The organism is Variovorax sp. PBL-H6 (assembly GCF_901827155.1).
GTDB lineage: Bacteria > Pseudomonadota > Gammaproteobacteria > Burkholderiales > Burkholderiaceae_C > Variovorax.
In genome coordinates this window covers 2,659,539-2,676,155 of the sequence record NZ_LR594659.1, presented here as the reverse complement: position 1 = coordinate 2,676,155, position 16,617 = coordinate 2,659,539, and the positions used below count along the sequence as shown (strand labels likewise).

Genomic DNA, 16,617 nt, shown 5'->3' with positions numbered 1-16,617 from the left:
TGGCATGACCAAATTCGTCTTCGTCACCGGTGGTGTGGTGTCTTCCCTCGGCAAGGGAATCGCCTCCGCCTCGCTGGCCGCACTCCTCGAGTCCCGCGGCCTCAAAGTCACCCTCATCAAGCTGGACCCCTACATCAACGTCGACCCCGGCACGATGTCGCCCTTTCAGCACGGGGAGGTCTTCGTCACCGACGACGGCGCCGAAACCGACCTCGACCTCGGCCACTACGAGCGCTTCATCACGACGCGCATGCGCAAGGCCAACAACTTCACCACCGGCCAGATCTACAAGTCCGTGCTCGAAAAAGAGCGCCGCGGCGACTACCTCGGCAAGACGGTGCAGGTGATCCCGCATATCACCAACGAGATCCAGGAGTACGTCAAGCGCGGTGCCGGCATCGCCACGCCGCACGAGGTCGACGTGGCCATCGTCGAGATCGGCGGCACCGTGGGCGACATCGAGTCCCTCCCCTTCCTCGAGGCCGTGCGCCAGATGAGCCTGCGCATGGGCCCCAACAATTCGGCGTTCGTGCACCTGAGCTATGTGCCCTGGATCGCGGCGGCGGGCGAGCTCAAGACCAAACCCACTCAGCACACCGCCAAGGAGCTGCGCGCCATCGGCATCCAGGCCGATGCACTGCTGTGCCGCGCCGACCGGCCCATCCCCGACGACGAGCGCGCGAAGATCTCGCTCTTCTCGAACGTGCCCGAGTGGGGCGTGATCTCCATGTGGGACGTGGACACCATCTACAAAGTCCCGCGCATGCTGCATGAGCAGGGCCTCGACGGCCTGATCTGCGACAAGCTGCGCATCAACACCCCGCCGGCCAAGCTCAAGCGCTGGGACGACCTGGTCTACGAGGTCGAGCATCCGCAAAAGGAAGTGAGCATTGCAATGGTCGGCAAGTACGTCGACCTGTCGGACAGCTACAAGTCGCTCAACGAGGCGCTGCGCCATGCCGGCCTCAAGAACCATGCGCGAGTGAAGATCGACTACATCGACTCCGAGACCATCTCGCCGCTCGACGTGGCCCGCCTGGGCAAGTACGACGCCATCCTGGTGCCTGGCGGCTTCGGCCAGCGCGGCGTCGAAGGCAAGATCGCCGCGGCCCGCTTCGCCCGCGAGACCAAGGTGCCCTACCTGGGCATTTGCCTCGGCATGCAGGTCGCGACCATCGAGTACGCGCGCAATGTGGTGGGCCTCAAGAACGCCAACAGCACCGAGTTCGATCCCGACACCAGCTGCCCCGTGATCGCGCTGATCACCGAGTGGAAGGACCGCGACGGCACCATCAAGCTGCGCGACGAGAAGTCCGACCTCGGCGGCACCATGCGCCTGGGCGCCCAGAGCTCGGACGTGGCGCCCGGCACGCTCGCACACAGCATCTACGGCGACGTGGTGACCGAGCGCCATCGCCATCGCTACGAGGCCAACGTCAACTACCTCGACGAGCTGCGCCGGGCCGGCCTGGTGATCTCGGCGTTCACGCAACGCGAGCACCTGACCGAGATCGTCGAGCTGCCGAAGGACGTGCATCCCTGGTACATGGGCGTGCAGTTCCACCCCGAGTTCAAGTCGACGCCGTGGAGCGGCCATCCCCTGTTCAACGCGTTCATCAAGGCGGCGCTCGAGCATCAGGTCGCAGAGAAGAAAGCACTGAAGGTCGTCGCATGAAGCTTTGCGGATTCGACATCGGGCTCGACAAGCCCTTCTTCCTGATCGCCGGGCCCTGTGTCGTCGAGTCCGAGCAACTGCAGATGGACACCGCCGGCACGCTGAAGGAAATCACCGGCTCGCTTGGCATCCCCTTCATCTTCAAGAGCAGCTTCGACAAGGCGAACCGCTCCTCGGGCACCAGCTTCCGCGGCCCCGGCCGCGACAAGGGCCTGGAGATCCTGGCCAAGGTCAAGCGCGAGCTGGCGCTGCCGGTGCTGACCGACGTGCACACCGAAGAGGACATCACGGCCGCCGCGATGGTGGTCGACGTGCTGCAGACCCCCGCCTTCCTGTGCCGCCAGACCGACTTCATCCGCGCCGCGGCCCAGTCGGGCAAGCCGGTCAACATCAAGAAGGGCCAGTTCCTCGCACCGCACGACATGAAGAACGTGATCGACAAGGCGCGCGCGGCTGCCAAGGAAAAGGGGCTGCCCGAAGACAGCTTCATGGCCTGCGAGCGCGGTGCCAGCTTCGGCTACAACAACCTGGTGTCGGACATGCGTTCGCTGGCGATCATGCGCGAGACGGGTTCGCCGGTGGTGTTCGACGCCACGCATTCGGTGCAATTGCCCGGCGGCCAGGGCACCAGCTCGGGCGGCCAGCGCGAGATGGTGCCGGTGCTGTCGCGCGCCGCGGTGGCGGTCGGCGTGGCGGGCCTCTTCATGGAGACGCACCCCGACCCGGCCAAGGCCCTGAGCGATGGCCCCAACGCCGTGCCGCTCAAGCACATGAAGGCCTTGCTCGAGACGCTGCTGGCGCTCGACCGCGTGACCAAGAAGAGCGGGTTCCTGGAGAACTCCTTTCAATGAGCGTGTGCCCGAATAAGCTCTATGCCCCGCCGGAATGCGGCAAGGCGAGCAAAACGCGCCGGAGCTGCCATCATCCGCAGGGTCGTGGTCGAGTGCGGGGCCTGAGAGCACGCGCGCTCGACACGACGCAAAAGATCCAGATACTCCAGAAGGAAATTGAATGAGTGCAATCGTTGACATCGTCGGGCGCGAGATCCTCGACAGCCGCGGCAACCCCACTGTCGAATGCGACGTGCTGCTCGAATCCGGCACCATGGGCCGCGCCGCGGTTCCATCGGGCGCCTCCACCGGTTCGCGCGAGGCGATCGAGCTGCGCGACGGCGACAAGAGCCGGTACCTGGGCAAGGGCGTGCTGAAGGCCGTCGATAACATCAACACCGAGATCTCCGAGGCCGTGCTGGGCCTGGACGCCAGCGAGCAGGCCTTCCTGGACCGCACGCTCAACGACCTCGACGGCACCGAGAACAAGGGCCGACTGGGCGCCAACGCGACCCTGGCGGTCTCCATGGCCGTGGCCCGTGCCGCGGCCGAGGAGTCGGGACTGCCGCTGTACCGCTACTTCGGCGGCATGGGCGGCATGCAGCTGCCGGTGCCGATGATGAACGTCATCAACGGCGGCGCGCACGCCAACAACAGCCTCGACCTGCAGGAGTTCATGATCATCCCCGTGGGCGCATCCAGCCTGCGCGAGGCGGTGCGCTATGGCGCCGAGGTCTTCCACGCACTCAAGAAGATCCTGAACGACCGCGGCATCAGCACGGCCGTCGGCGACGAGGGCGGCTTCGCCCCCAGCGTCGAGAGCCACGAGGCCGCGATCCAGCTCATCCTCGAAGCCATCGACAAGGCCGGCTATGCTGCCGGCACCCAGATTGCGCTGGGCCTGGACTGCGCCGCCAGCGAGTTCTACAAGGACGGCCAGTACGTGCTGGCCGGCGAAAACCTCACGCTGTCGGCCGGCAGCTGGGCCGACATGCTGGCGACCTGGGTCGACAAGTACCCGATCATCAGCATCGAGGATGGCATGCACGAAGGCGACTGGGACGGCTGGAAGCTGTTGACCGACCGCCTGGGCAAGCGCGTGCAACTGGTGGGCGACGACCTGTTCGTCACCAACACGAAAATCCTGCAGGAAGGCATCGAGAAGGGCATCGCCAACTCGATCCTCATCAAGATCAACCAGATCGGCACGCTGACCGAGACTTTCGCCGCGATCGAGATGGCCAAGCGCGCGGGCTACACCGCCGTGATCAGCCATCGGTCAGGCGAGACCGAGGACTCCACCATCGCCGACATCGCAGTAGGTACCAACGCCGGCCAGATCAAGACCGGCTCGCTGTCGCGCTCGGACCGCATCGCCAAGTACAACCAGCTGCTGCGCATCGAGGAAGACCTCGGCGACGTCGCCAGCTACCCCGGCCGCGCTGCTTTCTACAACCTGCGCTGACCCGCGGGACTGGGCCCCATGCGTTCGCGCATCGTTCCGGTCATCCTGGTCCTGCTGCTGCTGATTCTTCAGTGGCAGCTCTGGACCGGGCGCGGCAGCGTGCGCGACGTGGCGCAGCTGAAGGATCAACTGGCCGAGCAGAAGGACCAGAATGCAAAGGCCGCGCTCGCCAACGAACGGCTCAACTCCGAGGTCAACGACCTGAAGGAAGGGCTGGAGATGGTCGAGGAGCGCGCTCGCCAGGAGCTCGGCATGGTCAAGCCCAACGAAGTGTTCGTGCAGATCACGCGCTGAAGGTTCTTCATGACCCCTGCCCTGCCGCCCGGCTGCGTGATCGCCCTGGTCGGCACCGATGACAGCGGCAAGACCAAGCTCGCCGAGTCCCTCGCGCAACGGCTTGCGCTGCGCGGCATGGAGGCCTCGCTCGTGGTCGAGCTTTTGCCCGGGCGCTCGATCGAGCCAGGCACGCTCGAGGCACACCGTGGTGCCCTCATCCTGTTCATCGCAGCCGCCTCGCCGACACCGATGGAAGACATGCTTCGCAGTGCGCTGGTGCTCGCGAAGCTGAGCTTTGCGGTGGTGCACGGCGAAGGCGAGGAGCAACTGGCCAACGCCTGGAACGCGATCAATGCCGCAGCAGACGCCGATGACCGCGGCCCCACCACACCCGAAGGCACCGCCGCGTGGTCCTGGGCATGCGAGAAGTGCTCCGATCCTGCGTGCGAACACAGGCTGTTCAGCGACCTGATTGCCAGGCGCTCGGCCTAGCTCGCCCCGAAAGAAGGGAAGAAATGCATTTCAAACTTTGTGCGGCCGCCCTGCTATCGGCCCTGTTGTCTTCGGCAGCGGTCTCGGCAGCGCCGGCGCAAGCCACCATCAGCAACGACACCCACGCGACCGCCTGCGCCGAGGAGGACAACGTGTCCCTCAACCTCGACGGCGCCGGCATTCGCCGCTTTCGCGTGGAGGCGCTCCCGCCCACCTATCTGGCCACCATCGAGCAGGACCGCACGGCGCCCGACTTCTCGGGCTGCAACTTCGACGGGACTGCGCACCCGACCGATCCGCGCTACACCTTCAAGGAGCGGCGCGCGGTGCTGCACGACGGTCCTCGGTGGCAAATCGTAGGCATCACACTCCCCTCTTTCTGGCGGCCCGAAAGCGTGCCGGTTCGCGTGGACGGCCGCCCCGATCGCGGCTTCCACATGATCCAGGTGTTCGCCAAGACCGGCACCAAGCCGCTGGAGGCGCTGGTGATGTACCCGTCCGACGGGTACTGGCGCATCAAGCCGCTGCCACCTGCCCGCTTCGGTGACGGTGTGTACGGCTCCTCCTTCGTGATGGGCCCGGTCGAGCAGGCGCGCCGGCCCATGGCCCGCATCGCATCCATCGCGATCGACAGCAAGCCGCTCGCCTTCAAGCTCCGGTTCGCGAATGGTGGCGAGGCGAGGGTCGATGTGCGCGAGATCAGCGAGGCGCGCACCACGCTCGACGTGAGCATGAAGCCGGGCCGCAGGCAGGGTCCGCGCTTCGCGGTGCTGCGCTCGATGTACGTGGCGCCGGACAACGCCGACATGAGCGAGGTGGCGTGGCGCGCCACGCCGGACGGCACCGAGCAGCGCAACCCGCTGCCCGAGGTCGGGACGCTGCAGGCGGCCGACGTGCGCTTTGGCCGCAGCATCCCTTCACGCCACAACACCAGCGCACCGGACATCCGCTTCGGCCGCTTCGAGACCGGCGCGCGCTGAAGGCGCCTTACTGCATCACCGGGCTCGCCGGCAACTGGTCGCCCGGCGCAGTGAAGATCTGGGCCGTATCGACCGCGTCGAAGCGGTACTGCTTGCCGCAGAAATCGCACCCCACCTCGATGTCGCCGCGCTCCACGAGGATGGACTCGGCCTCCTCCTGACCGAGGCCGCGGATCATCTGCGCCACGCGCTCGCGCCCGCAGGTGCAGGCGAAGTGCGGGCCCAGCATGCCGGTCTGCGGCTCGAAGCGCAGCAGCTTCTCTTCCCAGAACAGGCGGCGCAGGATGGTCTCGACGTCCAGCGTGAGGAGTTCCCCTTTCGTCAGGCTCGCGGCCAGGATCGCGATGCGGTTGTAGTCCTCGTTGTGGCCGATCTGGTCCACGCTGATCGGATCGCCAGCACCCCGCGTGCCCTCGAGATTGGCCTCGCCCTTGATGGGAAGGCGCTGGATCAACAGCCCGGCCGCCACCTTGTCGTCAGCGGCGAGCACCAGCGTGGTGTCGAGTTGCTCACTTTGCAGCATGTAGTGCTGCAGCACATCGCTGAGGCGCTCGAGCTTGCGGCCTTCCGCATCGACCAGCGGCACCACGCCCTGATAGGGCTGCTGGCCCGGGAGCTTGTCCTTGGGATCGAGCGTGATCGCGCAGCGGCCCTTGCCGGTCGCATTCACCATGTCGGAAAGATGCGCATCGACATCGAGCTCGCCCAGCACCTTGGCGGTCGCACGCAGGCTGAGATCGGGCTTGACCTCCGCCACCACGACCTTGAGGGGCCCGTCGCCGAAAATCTGCAGGATCAGCGCGCCGTTGAACTTGATGTTGGCCTGCATCAGCGTGGCCGCAGCGGTCATTTCGCCGAGCAGTTCGGTCACGGGGACGGGATAGGCGCCTGTGGACGTGTTCGAGGCGCGCCGCGACAGGATTTCCTGCCAGGCGTCGGTCAGGCGCACGATCATGCCGCGCACGGGCAGACCGTCGAACAGGAACTTGTGCAACTCGCTCAAGGCAGTCTCTCCGATCAGCTTTCAGCCGATCTTTTTCAGGCCCTTCGCGAAGCGGCGGGCGTTTTCCACATAGTGATCGGCATTCTTGCGAAGCCGCTCGGCGGCAGCCTCGTCGAGCGTGCGCACCACCTTGGCCGGCGCGCCGATGATGAGCGAGTTGTCGGGGAACTCCTTGCCCTCGGTGACGACGCTGCCGGCGCCGACGATGCAATTGCGGCCGATCTTCGCGTTATTCAAGACCACCGCGCCGATGCCGATCAGCGAGTTGTCGCCCACGGTGCAGCCGTGCAGCACGACGTGGTGGCCCACGGTCACGTTGTCGCCGATGGTCAGCGGCACGCCGGCGTCGGCATGGAGCATCGAGAGGTCCTGGATGTTGCTGTTGCGGCCGATGGTCAGGGTGTCGCTGTCGCCGCGCGCCACCACGCCGAACCAGAGGCTGGCGTTGTCGCCCATGACGACACGGCCAATGGCCTGCGCACTGTCGGCGACATAGGCGCCCTGCCCCAGTTGCGGCGCCACGCCGTCGAGTTCGTAGAGGGCCATCGCAAGTCTCCAGAGTGCAAAACTAGAATTGTAGGGATGCAGCACCCTCGCCTCGACGCCCTGGCCGCGCTGCGCCTCACCGACCCCGAACAGAAGGTGGCAGCGACCCATGCCGCCGCGGCGCGGATGCGGGCGCACCCGGCGCCCGCCGCGCCTGTGCGCACCGATGGCGATGAAGCCGGCGTGCCCGGCCGCCCGGAACGGCCGTTGCGCGTGGCGGCCACGGCGGTGGAGAAGCGGTCCCCCTTCACGCTCGAGGGCCGGGCAGCGCTGATCCATTCGATCTGCCACATCGAATTCAATGCCATCAACCTCGCCCTCGACGCAGCATGGCGCTTCGACGACATGCCCGAGGACTACTACCGCGACTGGCTGCGCGTGGCCGACGAAGAGGCCCTGCACTTCGCGCTGCTGCACGAGCATCTGCGCGGCATGGGCTGGCGCTACGGCGACTTCACCGGCCACGACGGCCTGTGGGCCATGTGCGAGAAGACCCGGCACGACGTGCTGGCGCGCATGGCGCTGGTGCCGCGCACGCTGGAGGCACGCGGACTCGACGCCACCCCGTTGATCCAGGCCAAGCTGCGGCGCGTCAACACGCCGGACGCGATCAAGGCCTGCGAGATCCTGGATGTCATCCTGCGCGACGAGATCGGCCACGTCGCCATCGGCAACCGCTGGTACCGCTGGTTGTGCGGACGCGAGGGCCTGGACCCAGTCGCCCATTACCGCGTGCTCTACCGCCTCCATGAGGCGCCGCGCCTGCGCGCGCCGTTCAATCTCGAAGCCCGGGCGCATGCAGGCTTCACCCCGGAAGAACTGGAGGCGCTCGCGTCAGAGGGCTCCACCACGTTTACCTCGCGGCTGGACGTCTAGAGACCACCAGCTTCGTGGTGAGCCGATACCGGCCCGATCGAGCAGAGTAGCGATCCCGGTCGATGATCAATCGGCCTTGATGCCCGCTGCCCTCACGACGCGCGCATTGCTCTCGTACTCGGCCTCGATCTCGTCGGCAAAGGCCTCCACCCCGCCGCCGGTCGGCACGTTGTCGGTCGCCAGCAGCCGCGCACGCAGGTCGGGGCTGGCCAGCGCCTTGTTGATCTCGGCGTTGTACTTCGCGACCAGGATGGCGGGCGTATTGCCGGGGGCGAACACACCGAACACGGAGCTCATGTTGGCCGACGGAAAGCCCAGTTCGGCGAGCGTCGGCACCTTCGGCAGGCTCTGCAGGCGATCCGGCGCGCCCACCGCGAGCGCACGCAGCTTGCCTGAGCGGATGTGCGGCGCCACCGTCGGGCCGGCGTTGATCGACAGGATCTCGAACTGGCCGCCCAGGGCATCGTTCATCTGCTGCGCGCCGCCCCTGTAGGGCACATGGGTGATGTCCACCCGCGCCGCGCGGCGCAGTTGCTCCAGCACGATGTGGCCCAGCGAGCCCTGGCCCGAGGTGGCCCAGCGCACCGCGCCCGGCCGGGCGCGGGCATCCTCCATCAGCGTGCGGAAATCGCGCGTGCCCGTGGCCTCGGTGGCCAGCAGCAGCACCGGCGAGTACATGACGCTGGCCACCGGCGCGATGTCCTTCAAGGGGTCGAAGGGCGACCTGCCGAGGTGCGGATTCAGCACCAGCGGGCTGATGGCCGCAAACCCCAGCGTGGCGCCGTCGGGCGCGGCCTTGGCGACCGCGTCCATGCCGATGGTGCCGCTGGCACCGCCCTTGTTCTCGACCACCACCGTGCTGCCCAATTGGGCGGCCAGCTTGTCCGCCAGCGCGCGCGCGACCACGTCGCTGACGCCGCCGGTCGGGTAGGCCACGATGAGGCGGATGGTCTTCGGTACGGCCTGCGCGTGCGCAACGGGGACGAAAGCGCAGCACGCCAGGGTCAACGCCACCGCGTGGGCAGCAAAGCGGGATTTCCAGTTCATCGATGTGCTTCCTTGCGAGCCCGCCATTCTGGCGCGGCATCGATCATCACCGCGAGCGTCAGGGCATTGGCAACAGCCGCGCCGCTGGCCGTGTTGTCGAACACGCACCAGCACTGCGCGCCCTCCCCACGCGCCTGGCGCAGGCGCTTGGCAAGCTGCTGCAGCACTGCATCGGAGTACCAAGACCAATAGCGCCGCGGCGAACCGTGGAGCCGCAGATAGACCAGCCCCGGCCAACCGCCCGGCGCTGCCGCATCATCGTGTATCACCGGATCAGCGAGCACCCGCGCGGTGCGGAAGCGCGCGAGAAGTGCCTCGGCCTGCGGCACGAACCAGCTCGGATGCCGGGGCTCCAGCGCGACAGGGCCCTGGTGTCGCCGACGCAGCGCACCGAGGAAATCCGAGATCAAGGGCTCGTCAAAGTCCAAGCTGGGCGGCAGTTGCACGACCAGGCAGCCCAGCTTGTCCCCGAGGCCCACCACCTGCATGAGAAAGGCTTCCAACTCAGGCACGGCGCCTACCAGCCGCTTCTCGTGCGTGATGCTCTTCGGCAGCTTGGCTGAGAAGCGGAAATGTGCTGGCGTGCCCGCGGCCCAGCGCGCGTAAATCTCGGGCCGGTGAGGCCGGTAGAAGGAAGAGTTGATCTCGGCGATGTCGAGGCGCGCCGCATAGCGCTCCAGGTGCGAGCCCGCGGCGGGAAAGTGCGGCCACTGCGCGCGCGGCAGGCTCCAGCCGGCGCAGCCCACATGCAGCACGGCGGGCACGCCTTCATCCACGGGGATGGTGCTTCGCATGCAACTGCTTGAGGCGCTCGCGCGCCACATGCGTGTAGATGGTGGTGGTCGAAATATCCGCATGGCCCAGCAACAGCTGCACCGCCCGCAGGTCGGCCCCGTGATTGAGCAGGTGCGTGGCGAAGGCGTGGCGCAGCGTGTGGGGCGACAGCGGCACATCGATGCCGGCCGCCTGCGCGTGCTTCTTGACGATGATCCAGAACATCACCCGCGTCATCCCCGCACCGCGCGCGGTGACGAACAGGTCGGGCGTCTGCTGGCCGTCGAGGATGGACGGCCGGGACTCGTGCATGTAGCGCTCGATCCAGCGCCGCGCCTCGCCGCCGAAGGGGACCAGCCGCTCCTTGCTGCCCTTGCCCAGCACGCGCAGCACGCCGTCGTTGAGGCTCAGCTCGAAGACCCTGAGCGCCACCAGCTCGCTCACGCGCAGCCCGCTCGCGTACATGAGCTCGAGCATCGCGCGGTCGCGCAGGCCCAGCGGCGTGTCGACATCGGGCGCGGAGAGCAGGTCGTCCACCTGCTTCTCCGACAGCGTCTTGATCGCGCGCGGCGACTGCCGGGCAGGCATCAGCCTGAGGCTCGGATCGGCACCGATGCGCCGCTCGCGCACGGCCCAGCGGAAATACCGCTTGAACACCGTGAGCCGCCGGTTGGCCGAGGTTGCCTTGCCGCGCGCCGTGAGCCGCGCGCCCATGTAGGCCTGCAGATCGCTTTCGCGCGCGGCGTCCAGGGCCCGGCCGCATTGCACACGGAGCCATTGCGCGAACAGCGCGAGATCGCGCCGGTAGGCCGCGAGCGTGTTCTTCGACAACCCGTCCTCGAGCCAGAGCGCGTCGATGAAATCGTCGATCTCGGGCGTGGCGGTGAGCGTGTCGAGGGCCGCGGTCATGGCAGGCAAGATAGCAAAAACAAAAGCCGCCCGTCATGGGCGGCCTCGGATCGGAAAGCGCCGCTTAGTCGAGCGTAAGTTTTTGCTTGACCACCACCTGCTTGTAGACCGCGAACTCGGCCTTGATCTGCTCGGCGAACTGCTCCGGCGAGTTGGCGACGACCAGCGAGCCGGTGTCCTCGATGCGCTTGCGCACGGCCGGGTCCTCGACCGCCTTCTTCACGCCCGCATTGATCTTGTCGACCACTTCCTTCGGCAGGCCCTTGGGCCCGAGAATGCCGTAGTAGGCCATGCGGTTGACGGGCTCAAGGCCCACTTCCTTGAAAGTCGGCACGTTGGGCAGTTCCTTCAGGCGCTGCGGCGCCGAGACGACGATCGGCACCAGCTGCTTGTTCTTGATGAAGGGAAGCGCCGAAGGAATGTTGTCGAAAATGATCGGCACCTGGCCGCCCACCACATCGTTGAGCGCCGGGCCAGCGCCCCGGTAAGGGATGTGGGTCACGAAGGTGTTGCTCAAGCTCTTGTAGAGCTCCATCAGAAGATGGCCGATCCCGCCGGTCCCCGATGACGCGTAGGAGTACTTGCCGGGATTCTTCTTGATCTCGGCCACGAACTCGGCGTAGTTCTTCGCCGGGAAGCTCGGGTGCACCGCGATCAGGTTGGGCGTGGCCGCGATGTTGATGATGGGCGTGAAGTCATTGATGGGGTCGTAGGGCACCTTCGGGTTGATGGCCGGGTTGGCCGCGGTGCTCGACACCGTCGCCACGCCGAGCTTGTAGCCGTCCGGCGCGACGCGCGCCGTCTCGGCCGCGCCCACGATGCCGCCCCCGCCCGCCTTGTTGGTCACCACCACACTCTGGCCCAGCTGCTTGCCCAGCGGCTCGGCGATCACGCGGGCCACGATGTCGGTGGTGCCGCCGGGTGCGAAGGGCACCTGCAGCTCGATGGGCTTGTTCGGATAGCTCTGAGCCCAGACCGGGGCGGCGACCAGCGCCAGCGCGGCGGCGCCGGCGAGTGCGTTCCATTGACGACGTTGCATGTTGGAGGTTCCTGGAAATCGAAGAATCGAAAACGGGAATCCTAACGGCTCGAGCCACCCTGCCAGTTGCTGGATAACCCATGGGAAGGCACCGCTTATCCTCGGACGGTGAACTATGCACAGCTACTCTTCCCCGATTTCTCCCTGATTGCCTGCGGCTGGCTCTTGTGCCGCTACACGCCGCTGGACCGTCGCGTGTGGGACCAGGTCGAGAGCCTGGTCTACTACTTTCTGTTCCCCGTGCTGCTGTTCCACTCGATCGTGCGCAGCCCGTTCGACCTCTCTGCCACGTCGCATCTGCTGACCGCGGGCGTGGGCATGGGCCTCTCCGGCATCGCGCTGGCTTACGCCCTGCCCTTCCTGCCGTGGCTGCGCACGCACATCGATCGCAGCGACCACGCCGCGAGCGCGCAGATCGCCTTCCGCTTCAATTCCTTCATCTGCCTCGCAATGGCCGACCGCATGGCGGGGCCCGCCGGCCTGCTGATGATCGCGGTGCTGATCGGCGTGTGCGTGCCGCTCTTCAACATCGCCGCGGTCTGGCCCATGGCGCGGCATGCGCAGAGCGGCTTCGCGCGGCAGCTGCTGCGCAATCCGCTGATCATCGCGACGCTGAGCGGATTGACGGCCAATCTCCTGGGCTTCAGCGTGCCGGGCTGGCTGGAGCCCACGCTCACGCGCATCGGGGCCGCGTCCCTGGCGCTGGGCCTGATGGCTGCGGGCGCGGGCATGCAGTTCGCCACGCTGGCGCGCGGCAAGGCGCTGGCCATCTCGGTGCTGGCGATCCGGCACCTGGTGCTGCCGCTGATCGCCTGGGGGCTCGCGCTGGCCCTGCGGCTCGATGGAGCCCAGGCCGCGGTGCTGATGATCTTCTCCGCCGTGCCCACCGCTTCCAGCGCCTATGTGCTGGCGGCCAGGATGGGCTACAACGGTGCCTACGTCGCGGGGTTGGTGACGCTCTCCACCCTCCTGGGCGTTGCCAGCCTTCCCTTCGCCCTGTCGTTGAGTCGCTAGCTCGCTACCATCTCGCCGATGCGCACCCTGCTGGTTCTCGCCGCCGCATCGCTCGCGACGTTGGCGCAGTCGCAGGAATACACGCACTATCACGGAGGATGGCAAGGACCGTTCCTCTTGTACGTGACGCAGCAGGACACGGGCGCGCAGGGCTCCCCGGCGGTCTACGACGGCAGCCTGCAGATCGCCGCCGATGGCAGCGTGCGCGGCCAGTTGCCCGACGCCGACTGCATCCTGAGCGGCTCCAGCACCGACTTCGTCTCGCCGGCCAACGCCGCGCTCGAGCTCGACATCAGCGGCTGCAAGGACATCCGCTTCAACGGCCACTTCGCCGGCAAGCTGATCAACAACCCGATCCTCAAGTACGCCTCGCTGCGGCTGAGCTCGACAAGATCGCTCGATGCCGACACCGCCCAGGTGTCGGCCATCCTGCAGCGCTGAGCCTCACTCCCCCTGGGCAAGGGCCCATTCGACATGCTCGCGCACCAGCGCGCTGGGATCGTCGCGCCGCGTCTCGAGGGCAACGCGCGCCTCCTGCCGGCCAGCGCGCAGCGCATTGCCCAGCGCCACAGCGATGTTGCGCAGCCAGCGCTCATGGCCGATGCGGCGGATCGCGCTGCCCTCGGTGAAGCGCAGGAAATCTTCCTCGCGCCACGCGAACAGCTCGCCGAGCTGGCGTCTACTCAGCCCGTCGCGTGCATCGAAATCCGGCAAGGCGCTCTTCTTCGCGAACTTGTTCCAGGGGCAGATCAGCTGACAGTCGTCGCAGCCGTAGATGCGGTTGCCGATCAGCGGCCGCAGCTCGAGCGGGATCGGCCCGGCATGCTCGATGGTCAGGTAGGAGATGCAGCGCCGCGCGTCGAGCCGGTAGGGCGCCACGATGGCACGCGTGGGGCACACCTCGATGCAGGCGCTGCAGCTGCCGCAATGCGCGCTGACCGGCGCGCTGGCCGGCAGGGCCATGTCGACGTAGATCTCGCCGAGGAAGAACATCGACCCCGCATCGCGATCGAGCACCAGCGTGTGCTTGCCGCGCCAGCCCTGGCCGCTGCGCGAGGCGAGCTCGGCTTCGAGCACAGGCGCCGAGTCGGTGAACACGCGATGGCCGAAACGCCCGACCTCCTCGCCGATGCGACCGGCGAGCTTCTGCAGCCGCCCGCGCATCACCTTGTGGTAGTCGCGGCCGCGGGCGTAGGCGGAGACGATGGCCTCGCCCGGACGCCGCAGCCGGTCGAATTCGACGGCCTGCCAATCGTCGGACGTGCTGCGCGGCAAATAGTCCATGCGCGCGGTGATCACCGACACCGTGCCCGGCACCAGCTCGGCCGGGCGGGCTCGGCGCGTGCCGTGCGCGGCCATGTAGTGCATCTCGCCGTGGAAGCCCTGCGCCAGCCATTGCGCGAGTCCTTCCTCCGCGCTCGACAGGTCGACACCCGCGACGCCGATTTGGGAGAATCCGAGCTCCCGGGCCCAGGCCCGAACTTGACTCACGAGTTGATGGCTGCCGATCACCTGCCGATTGTAGAAACCCGAACCCTGGTGCAGCGCTGGCTGAGCGAGGACGACTGCGACACGCTCGCGGTCAAGCTCGCGTCATCGCAAGCACTGGGCGACGCGTTCATCGCACTGCATGGAGACCTCGGCGCCGGCAAGACCACCTTCGTTCGCCACCTGTTGCGGGCGCTGGGGATCGGCTCGCGCATCAAGAGCCCGACCTACGCGGTTGTCGAGCCGCACGAGGCACCCGGCGGGCTCGCCATCTTCCATTTCGACTTCTACCGCTTCAGCGACCCCCATGAATGGGACGACGCGGGCTTCCGCGACATCTTCGCGGGCCCCGGCCTCAAGCTTGCGGAGTGGCCCGACAACGCCGCAGGGCGCATTCCACTTGCCGACCTTGCTATTAAAATCGAAGCAATGACTGACGACACCCGCATCGTGACCCTGCAAGCGAATACTGCGCTCGGCAGCCGCCTGATCGACGCCGCCGCATGAGGCGCACGTCCGCTCCGAAGGCGAATAGCACCGCAGCCGAAGGCGAAGCTACTCCAATGAATCGCGAAGGGATGAGCCGCCAAGGGATGAACCGACGCTCGCTGCTCCTGCAAGGCGGCAGCCTCGCCCTGCTGCTCGGCGTGCACGAAATCGCACGCGGCGCCACCATCGTGGCTGTGCGTGTCTGGCCCGCGAACGACTACACGCGCGTCACCATCGAATCCGACGGCCGCCTCCACTCGCAGCAGCTGGTGGTGGGGAATCCGCCGCGGCTCGCGGTCGACGTCGAGGGTATCGACCTCAACCCAGCGCTGCGCGAACTGGTCGGCAAGATCAAGCCTGGGGACCCCTTCATCAATGGCCTGCGCGTCGGCCAGTTCGCCCCGAGCGTGGTGCGCATCGTGTTCGACCTGAAGCAGACCGTGGCGCCGCAGGTCTTCTCGCTCGCGCCGGTAGCCGCCTATCAGCACCGACTGGTGCTGGACCTCTATCCGCAGCAGGCCATCGACCCCATGGAAGCGCTGATCGCCGAGCGCCTGCGCGATGCGCCCAAGGCGCAGGGCCGCGACAGCACCGTCGCCGGCATCGCGCCGCGCAACGCGGGCGCGCCCGGCGACACGCCCGCGCCCCTGCGGGCGGCGCCACCCGCGACGGACCCGCTCGGCGACCTCATGGCGCAGCAGTCGATGCGCCCCGCAACGCCGCTTGGTGGCAGCGCGCCCGCCCCCGGGCTGGTCGCGCCCGCGCCGCTGCCGCCGGTCGTGGGCACGGCGCCAGTGATGCCCACGGCGCCGGCAACGGCACGCGGCAACAACGGCAACGGCAGCACGGCCACCGCCAGCCGCACCGACCGCATCATCATCGTCGCCCTCGATCCCGGCCATGGCGGCGAGGACCCCGGCGCCATCGGCCCCAACGGCACGCGCGAGAAGGACATCGTGCTTCAGGTCGCGCACCGGCTGCGCGACCGCATCAACGCCAGCAGCGTCAACGGCAACCCGATGCGCGCCTTCCTCACGCGCGACGCCGACTTCTTCGTTCCCCTCGGCACGCGCGTGCAGAAGGCCCGCCGGGTGCAGGCCGACCTGTTCGTGAGCATCCATGCCGATGCCTTCACCAATCCCGATGCGCGTGGCGCCAGCGTGTTCGCGCTGAGCCAGACCGGCGCTTCCAGCAGCGCCGCGCGCTGGCTCGCCAACAAGGAGAACCAGGCCGACCGGGTCGGCGGCGTGAACGTCGGCTCCCACGAGGCCCAGGTGCAGCGCGCAATGCTCGACATGAGCACCACCGCGCAGATCAACGACAGCCTCAAGCTCGGCGGCGCGATGCTCGGTGAGATCCGTGGCATCGGCGCCCGGCTGCACAAGCCGCGGGTCGAGCAGGCCGGCTTCGCGGTCCTCAAGGCGCCCGACATTCCCAGCGTGCTGGTGGAAACCGCCTTCATCAGCAACCCCGAGGAAGAGGCCAAGCTGCGCAGCGTGGCCTACCAGGAAGACCTGGCCGACGCCCTGATGCGCGGCATTCACCGCTACTTCGCGCAGAACCCGCCGCTGGCGCGCAGCCGCGAGCTGTAAACCTTTTGGCTTGCTGCACGACACCGCCGCCGCGCATCTGCATCGCGCGGACATGCGGCCTGCGGCGAATTCCTGCATCTTCCGTCATCATCCAGCGTTAGTCTCGCGAGGTACACCCAACG

Annotated in this window: 18 protein-coding genes; 11 read left to right on the top strand and 7 right to left on the bottom strand. The window is 67.4% G+C overall.

Annotation, left to right across the window (positions count from 1 at the left end):
- Positions 1 to 4 precede the first annotated feature (4 nt).
- The 6 genes from G3W89_RS12655 (at position 5) to G3W89_RS12630 (ending at position 5,718) form a co-directional block, all read left to right on the top strand.
- A complete protein-coding gene (locus G3W89_RS12655) occupies positions 5 to 1,675 on the top strand; it encodes a CTP synthase (protein ID WP_162574414.1) in 1,671 nt (556 codons plus the stop codon).
- Entirely contained in the window at positions 1,672 to 2,526 is an 855-nt protein-coding gene (gene kdsA, locus G3W89_RS12650; RefSeq protein WP_162574413.1) for a 3-deoxy-8-phosphooctulonate synthase, read from the top strand. The genes G3W89_RS12655 and kdsA overlap by 4 nt, the downstream gene beginning before the upstream one ends.
- 160 nt (positions 2,527 to 2,686) lie before the next feature.
- Complete coding sequence (eno, locus tag G3W89_RS12645; protein WP_162574412.1) at positions 2,687 to 3,970, top strand: phosphopyruvate hydratase; 1,284 nt, start codon at positions 2,687 to 2,689, stop codon at positions 3,968 to 3,970.
- Positions 3,971 to 3,988: 18 nt separating this feature from the next.
- Positions 3,989 to 4,264: a cell division protein FtsB gene (gene ftsB, locus G3W89_RS12640; protein WP_162574411.1), complete on the top strand. Its 276-nt coding sequence runs from the start codon at positions 3,989 to 3,991 to the stop codon at positions 4,262 to 4,264.
- 9 nt (positions 4,265 to 4,273) lie between these two features.
- Positions 4,274 to 4,738 (top strand): hypothetical protein, encoded by a 465-nt coding sequence (locus G3W89_RS12635; protein ID WP_162574410.1) that lies wholly within the window; start codon positions 4,274 to 4,276, stop codon positions 4,736 to 4,738.
- Positions 4,739 to 4,761: 23 nt separating this feature from the next.
- Positions 4,762 to 5,718 (top strand): hypothetical protein, encoded by a 957-nt coding sequence (locus G3W89_RS12630; protein WP_162574409.1) that lies wholly within the window; start codon positions 4,762 to 4,764, stop codon positions 5,716 to 5,718.
- Between the two features lie 7 nt (positions 5,719 to 5,725).
- Here the strand turns inward: G3W89_RS12630 and hslO are convergent, their stop codons facing one another.
- Both hslO and G3W89_RS12620 read right to left on the bottom strand, forming a co-directional pair.
- Positions 5,726 to 6,721 carry an Hsp33 family molecular chaperone HslO gene (gene hslO / locus G3W89_RS12625; protein ID WP_162574408.1) on the bottom strand — a complete coding sequence of 332 codons (996 nt, stop codon included), beginning with the start codon at positions 6,719 to 6,721 and terminating at the stop codon, positions 5,726 to 5,728.
- 21 nt (positions 6,722 to 6,742) lie between these two features.
- Entirely contained in the window at positions 6,743 to 7,267 is a 525-nt protein-coding gene (locus G3W89_RS12620) for a gamma carbonic anhydrase family protein (RefSeq protein ID WP_162574407.1), read from the bottom strand.
- Between the two features lie 36 nt (positions 7,268 to 7,303).
- On the opposite strand from G3W89_RS12620, the gene G3W89_RS12615 reads away from it, so the two are divergent.
- The gene (locus G3W89_RS12615; RefSeq protein ID WP_162574406.1) at positions 7,304 to 8,143 is read left to right on the top strand and encodes a ferritin-like domain-containing protein; all 840 of its coding nucleotides are present in this window, start codon (positions 7,304 to 7,306) and stop codon (positions 8,141 to 8,143) included.
- 66 nt (positions 8,144 to 8,209) lie between these two features.
- Here G3W89_RS12615 and G3W89_RS12610 read toward each other — a convergent pair whose 3' ends face one another.
- The 4 genes from G3W89_RS12610 to G3W89_RS12595 form a co-directional block, all read right to left on the bottom strand.
- The gene (locus tag G3W89_RS12610; protein ID WP_162574405.1) at positions 8,210 to 9,190 is read right to left on the bottom strand and encodes a Bug family tripartite tricarboxylate transporter substrate binding protein; all 981 of its coding nucleotides are present in this window, start codon (positions 9,188 to 9,190) and stop codon (positions 8,210 to 8,212) included.
- A complete protein-coding gene (locus tag G3W89_RS12605) occupies positions 9,187 to 9,984 on the bottom strand; it encodes a DUF72 domain-containing protein (RefSeq protein ID WP_162574404.1) in 798 nt (265 codons plus the stop codon). Before G3W89_RS12605 ends, G3W89_RS12610 begins: the two co-directional genes overlap by 4 nt.
- Positions 9,959 to 10,873, bottom strand: a complete 915-nt coding sequence (xerD, locus tag G3W89_RS12600) for a site-specific tyrosine recombinase XerD (protein ID WP_162574403.1) — start codon at positions 10,871 to 10,873, stop codon at positions 9,959 to 9,961. The genes G3W89_RS12605 and xerD overlap by 26 nt, the downstream gene beginning before the upstream one ends.
- Before the next feature lie 64 nt (positions 10,874 to 10,937).
- Positions 10,938 to 11,912, bottom strand: coding sequence for a tripartite tricarboxylate transporter substrate binding protein BugE (locus G3W89_RS12595; RefSeq protein ID WP_162574402.1), 975 nt, complete (start codon positions 11,910 to 11,912; stop codon positions 10,938 to 10,940).
- Between the two features lie 108 nt (positions 11,913 to 12,020).
- Between G3W89_RS12595 and G3W89_RS12590 the strand changes: the two genes are divergently transcribed.
- Positions 12,021 to 12,926, top strand: a complete 906-nt coding sequence (locus tag G3W89_RS12590; protein ID WP_162574401.1) for an AEC family transporter — start codon at positions 12,021 to 12,023, stop codon at positions 12,924 to 12,926.
- 18 nt (positions 12,927 to 12,944) lie between these two features.
- On the top strand, positions 12,945 to 13,367 hold the full coding sequence (locus G3W89_RS12585) for a hypothetical protein (RefSeq protein WP_162574400.1): 423 nt from the start codon (positions 12,945 to 12,947) through the stop codon (positions 13,365 to 13,367).
- A 3-nt stretch (positions 13,368 to 13,370) separates the two neighbouring features.
- Here G3W89_RS12585 and queG read toward each other — a convergent pair whose 3' ends face one another.
- A complete protein-coding gene (gene queG, locus G3W89_RS12580) occupies positions 13,371 to 14,438 on the bottom strand; it encodes a tRNA epoxyqueuosine(34) reductase QueG (protein ID WP_162574399.1) in 1,068 nt (355 codons plus the stop codon).
- Between queG and tsaE the strand changes: the two genes are divergently transcribed.
- Together tsaE and G3W89_RS12570 are read left to right on the top strand one after the other, a co-directional pair.
- The gene (gene tsaE, locus G3W89_RS12575) at positions 14,424 to 14,921 is read left to right on the top strand and encodes a tRNA (adenosine(37)-N6)-threonylcarbamoyltransferase complex ATPase subunit type 1 TsaE (protein WP_162574398.1); all 498 of its coding nucleotides are present in this window, start codon (positions 14,424 to 14,426) and stop codon (positions 14,919 to 14,921) included. The two genes, queG and tsaE, sit on opposite strands and share 15 nt — an antisense overlap.
- Before the next feature lie 71 nt (positions 14,922 to 14,992).
- On the top strand, positions 14,993 to 16,495 hold the full coding sequence (locus G3W89_RS12570; RefSeq protein ID WP_162574397.1) for an N-acetylmuramoyl-L-alanine amidase: 1,503 nt from the start codon (positions 14,993 to 14,995) through the stop codon (positions 16,493 to 16,495).
- Positions 16,496 to 16,617 lie beyond the last annotated feature (122 nt).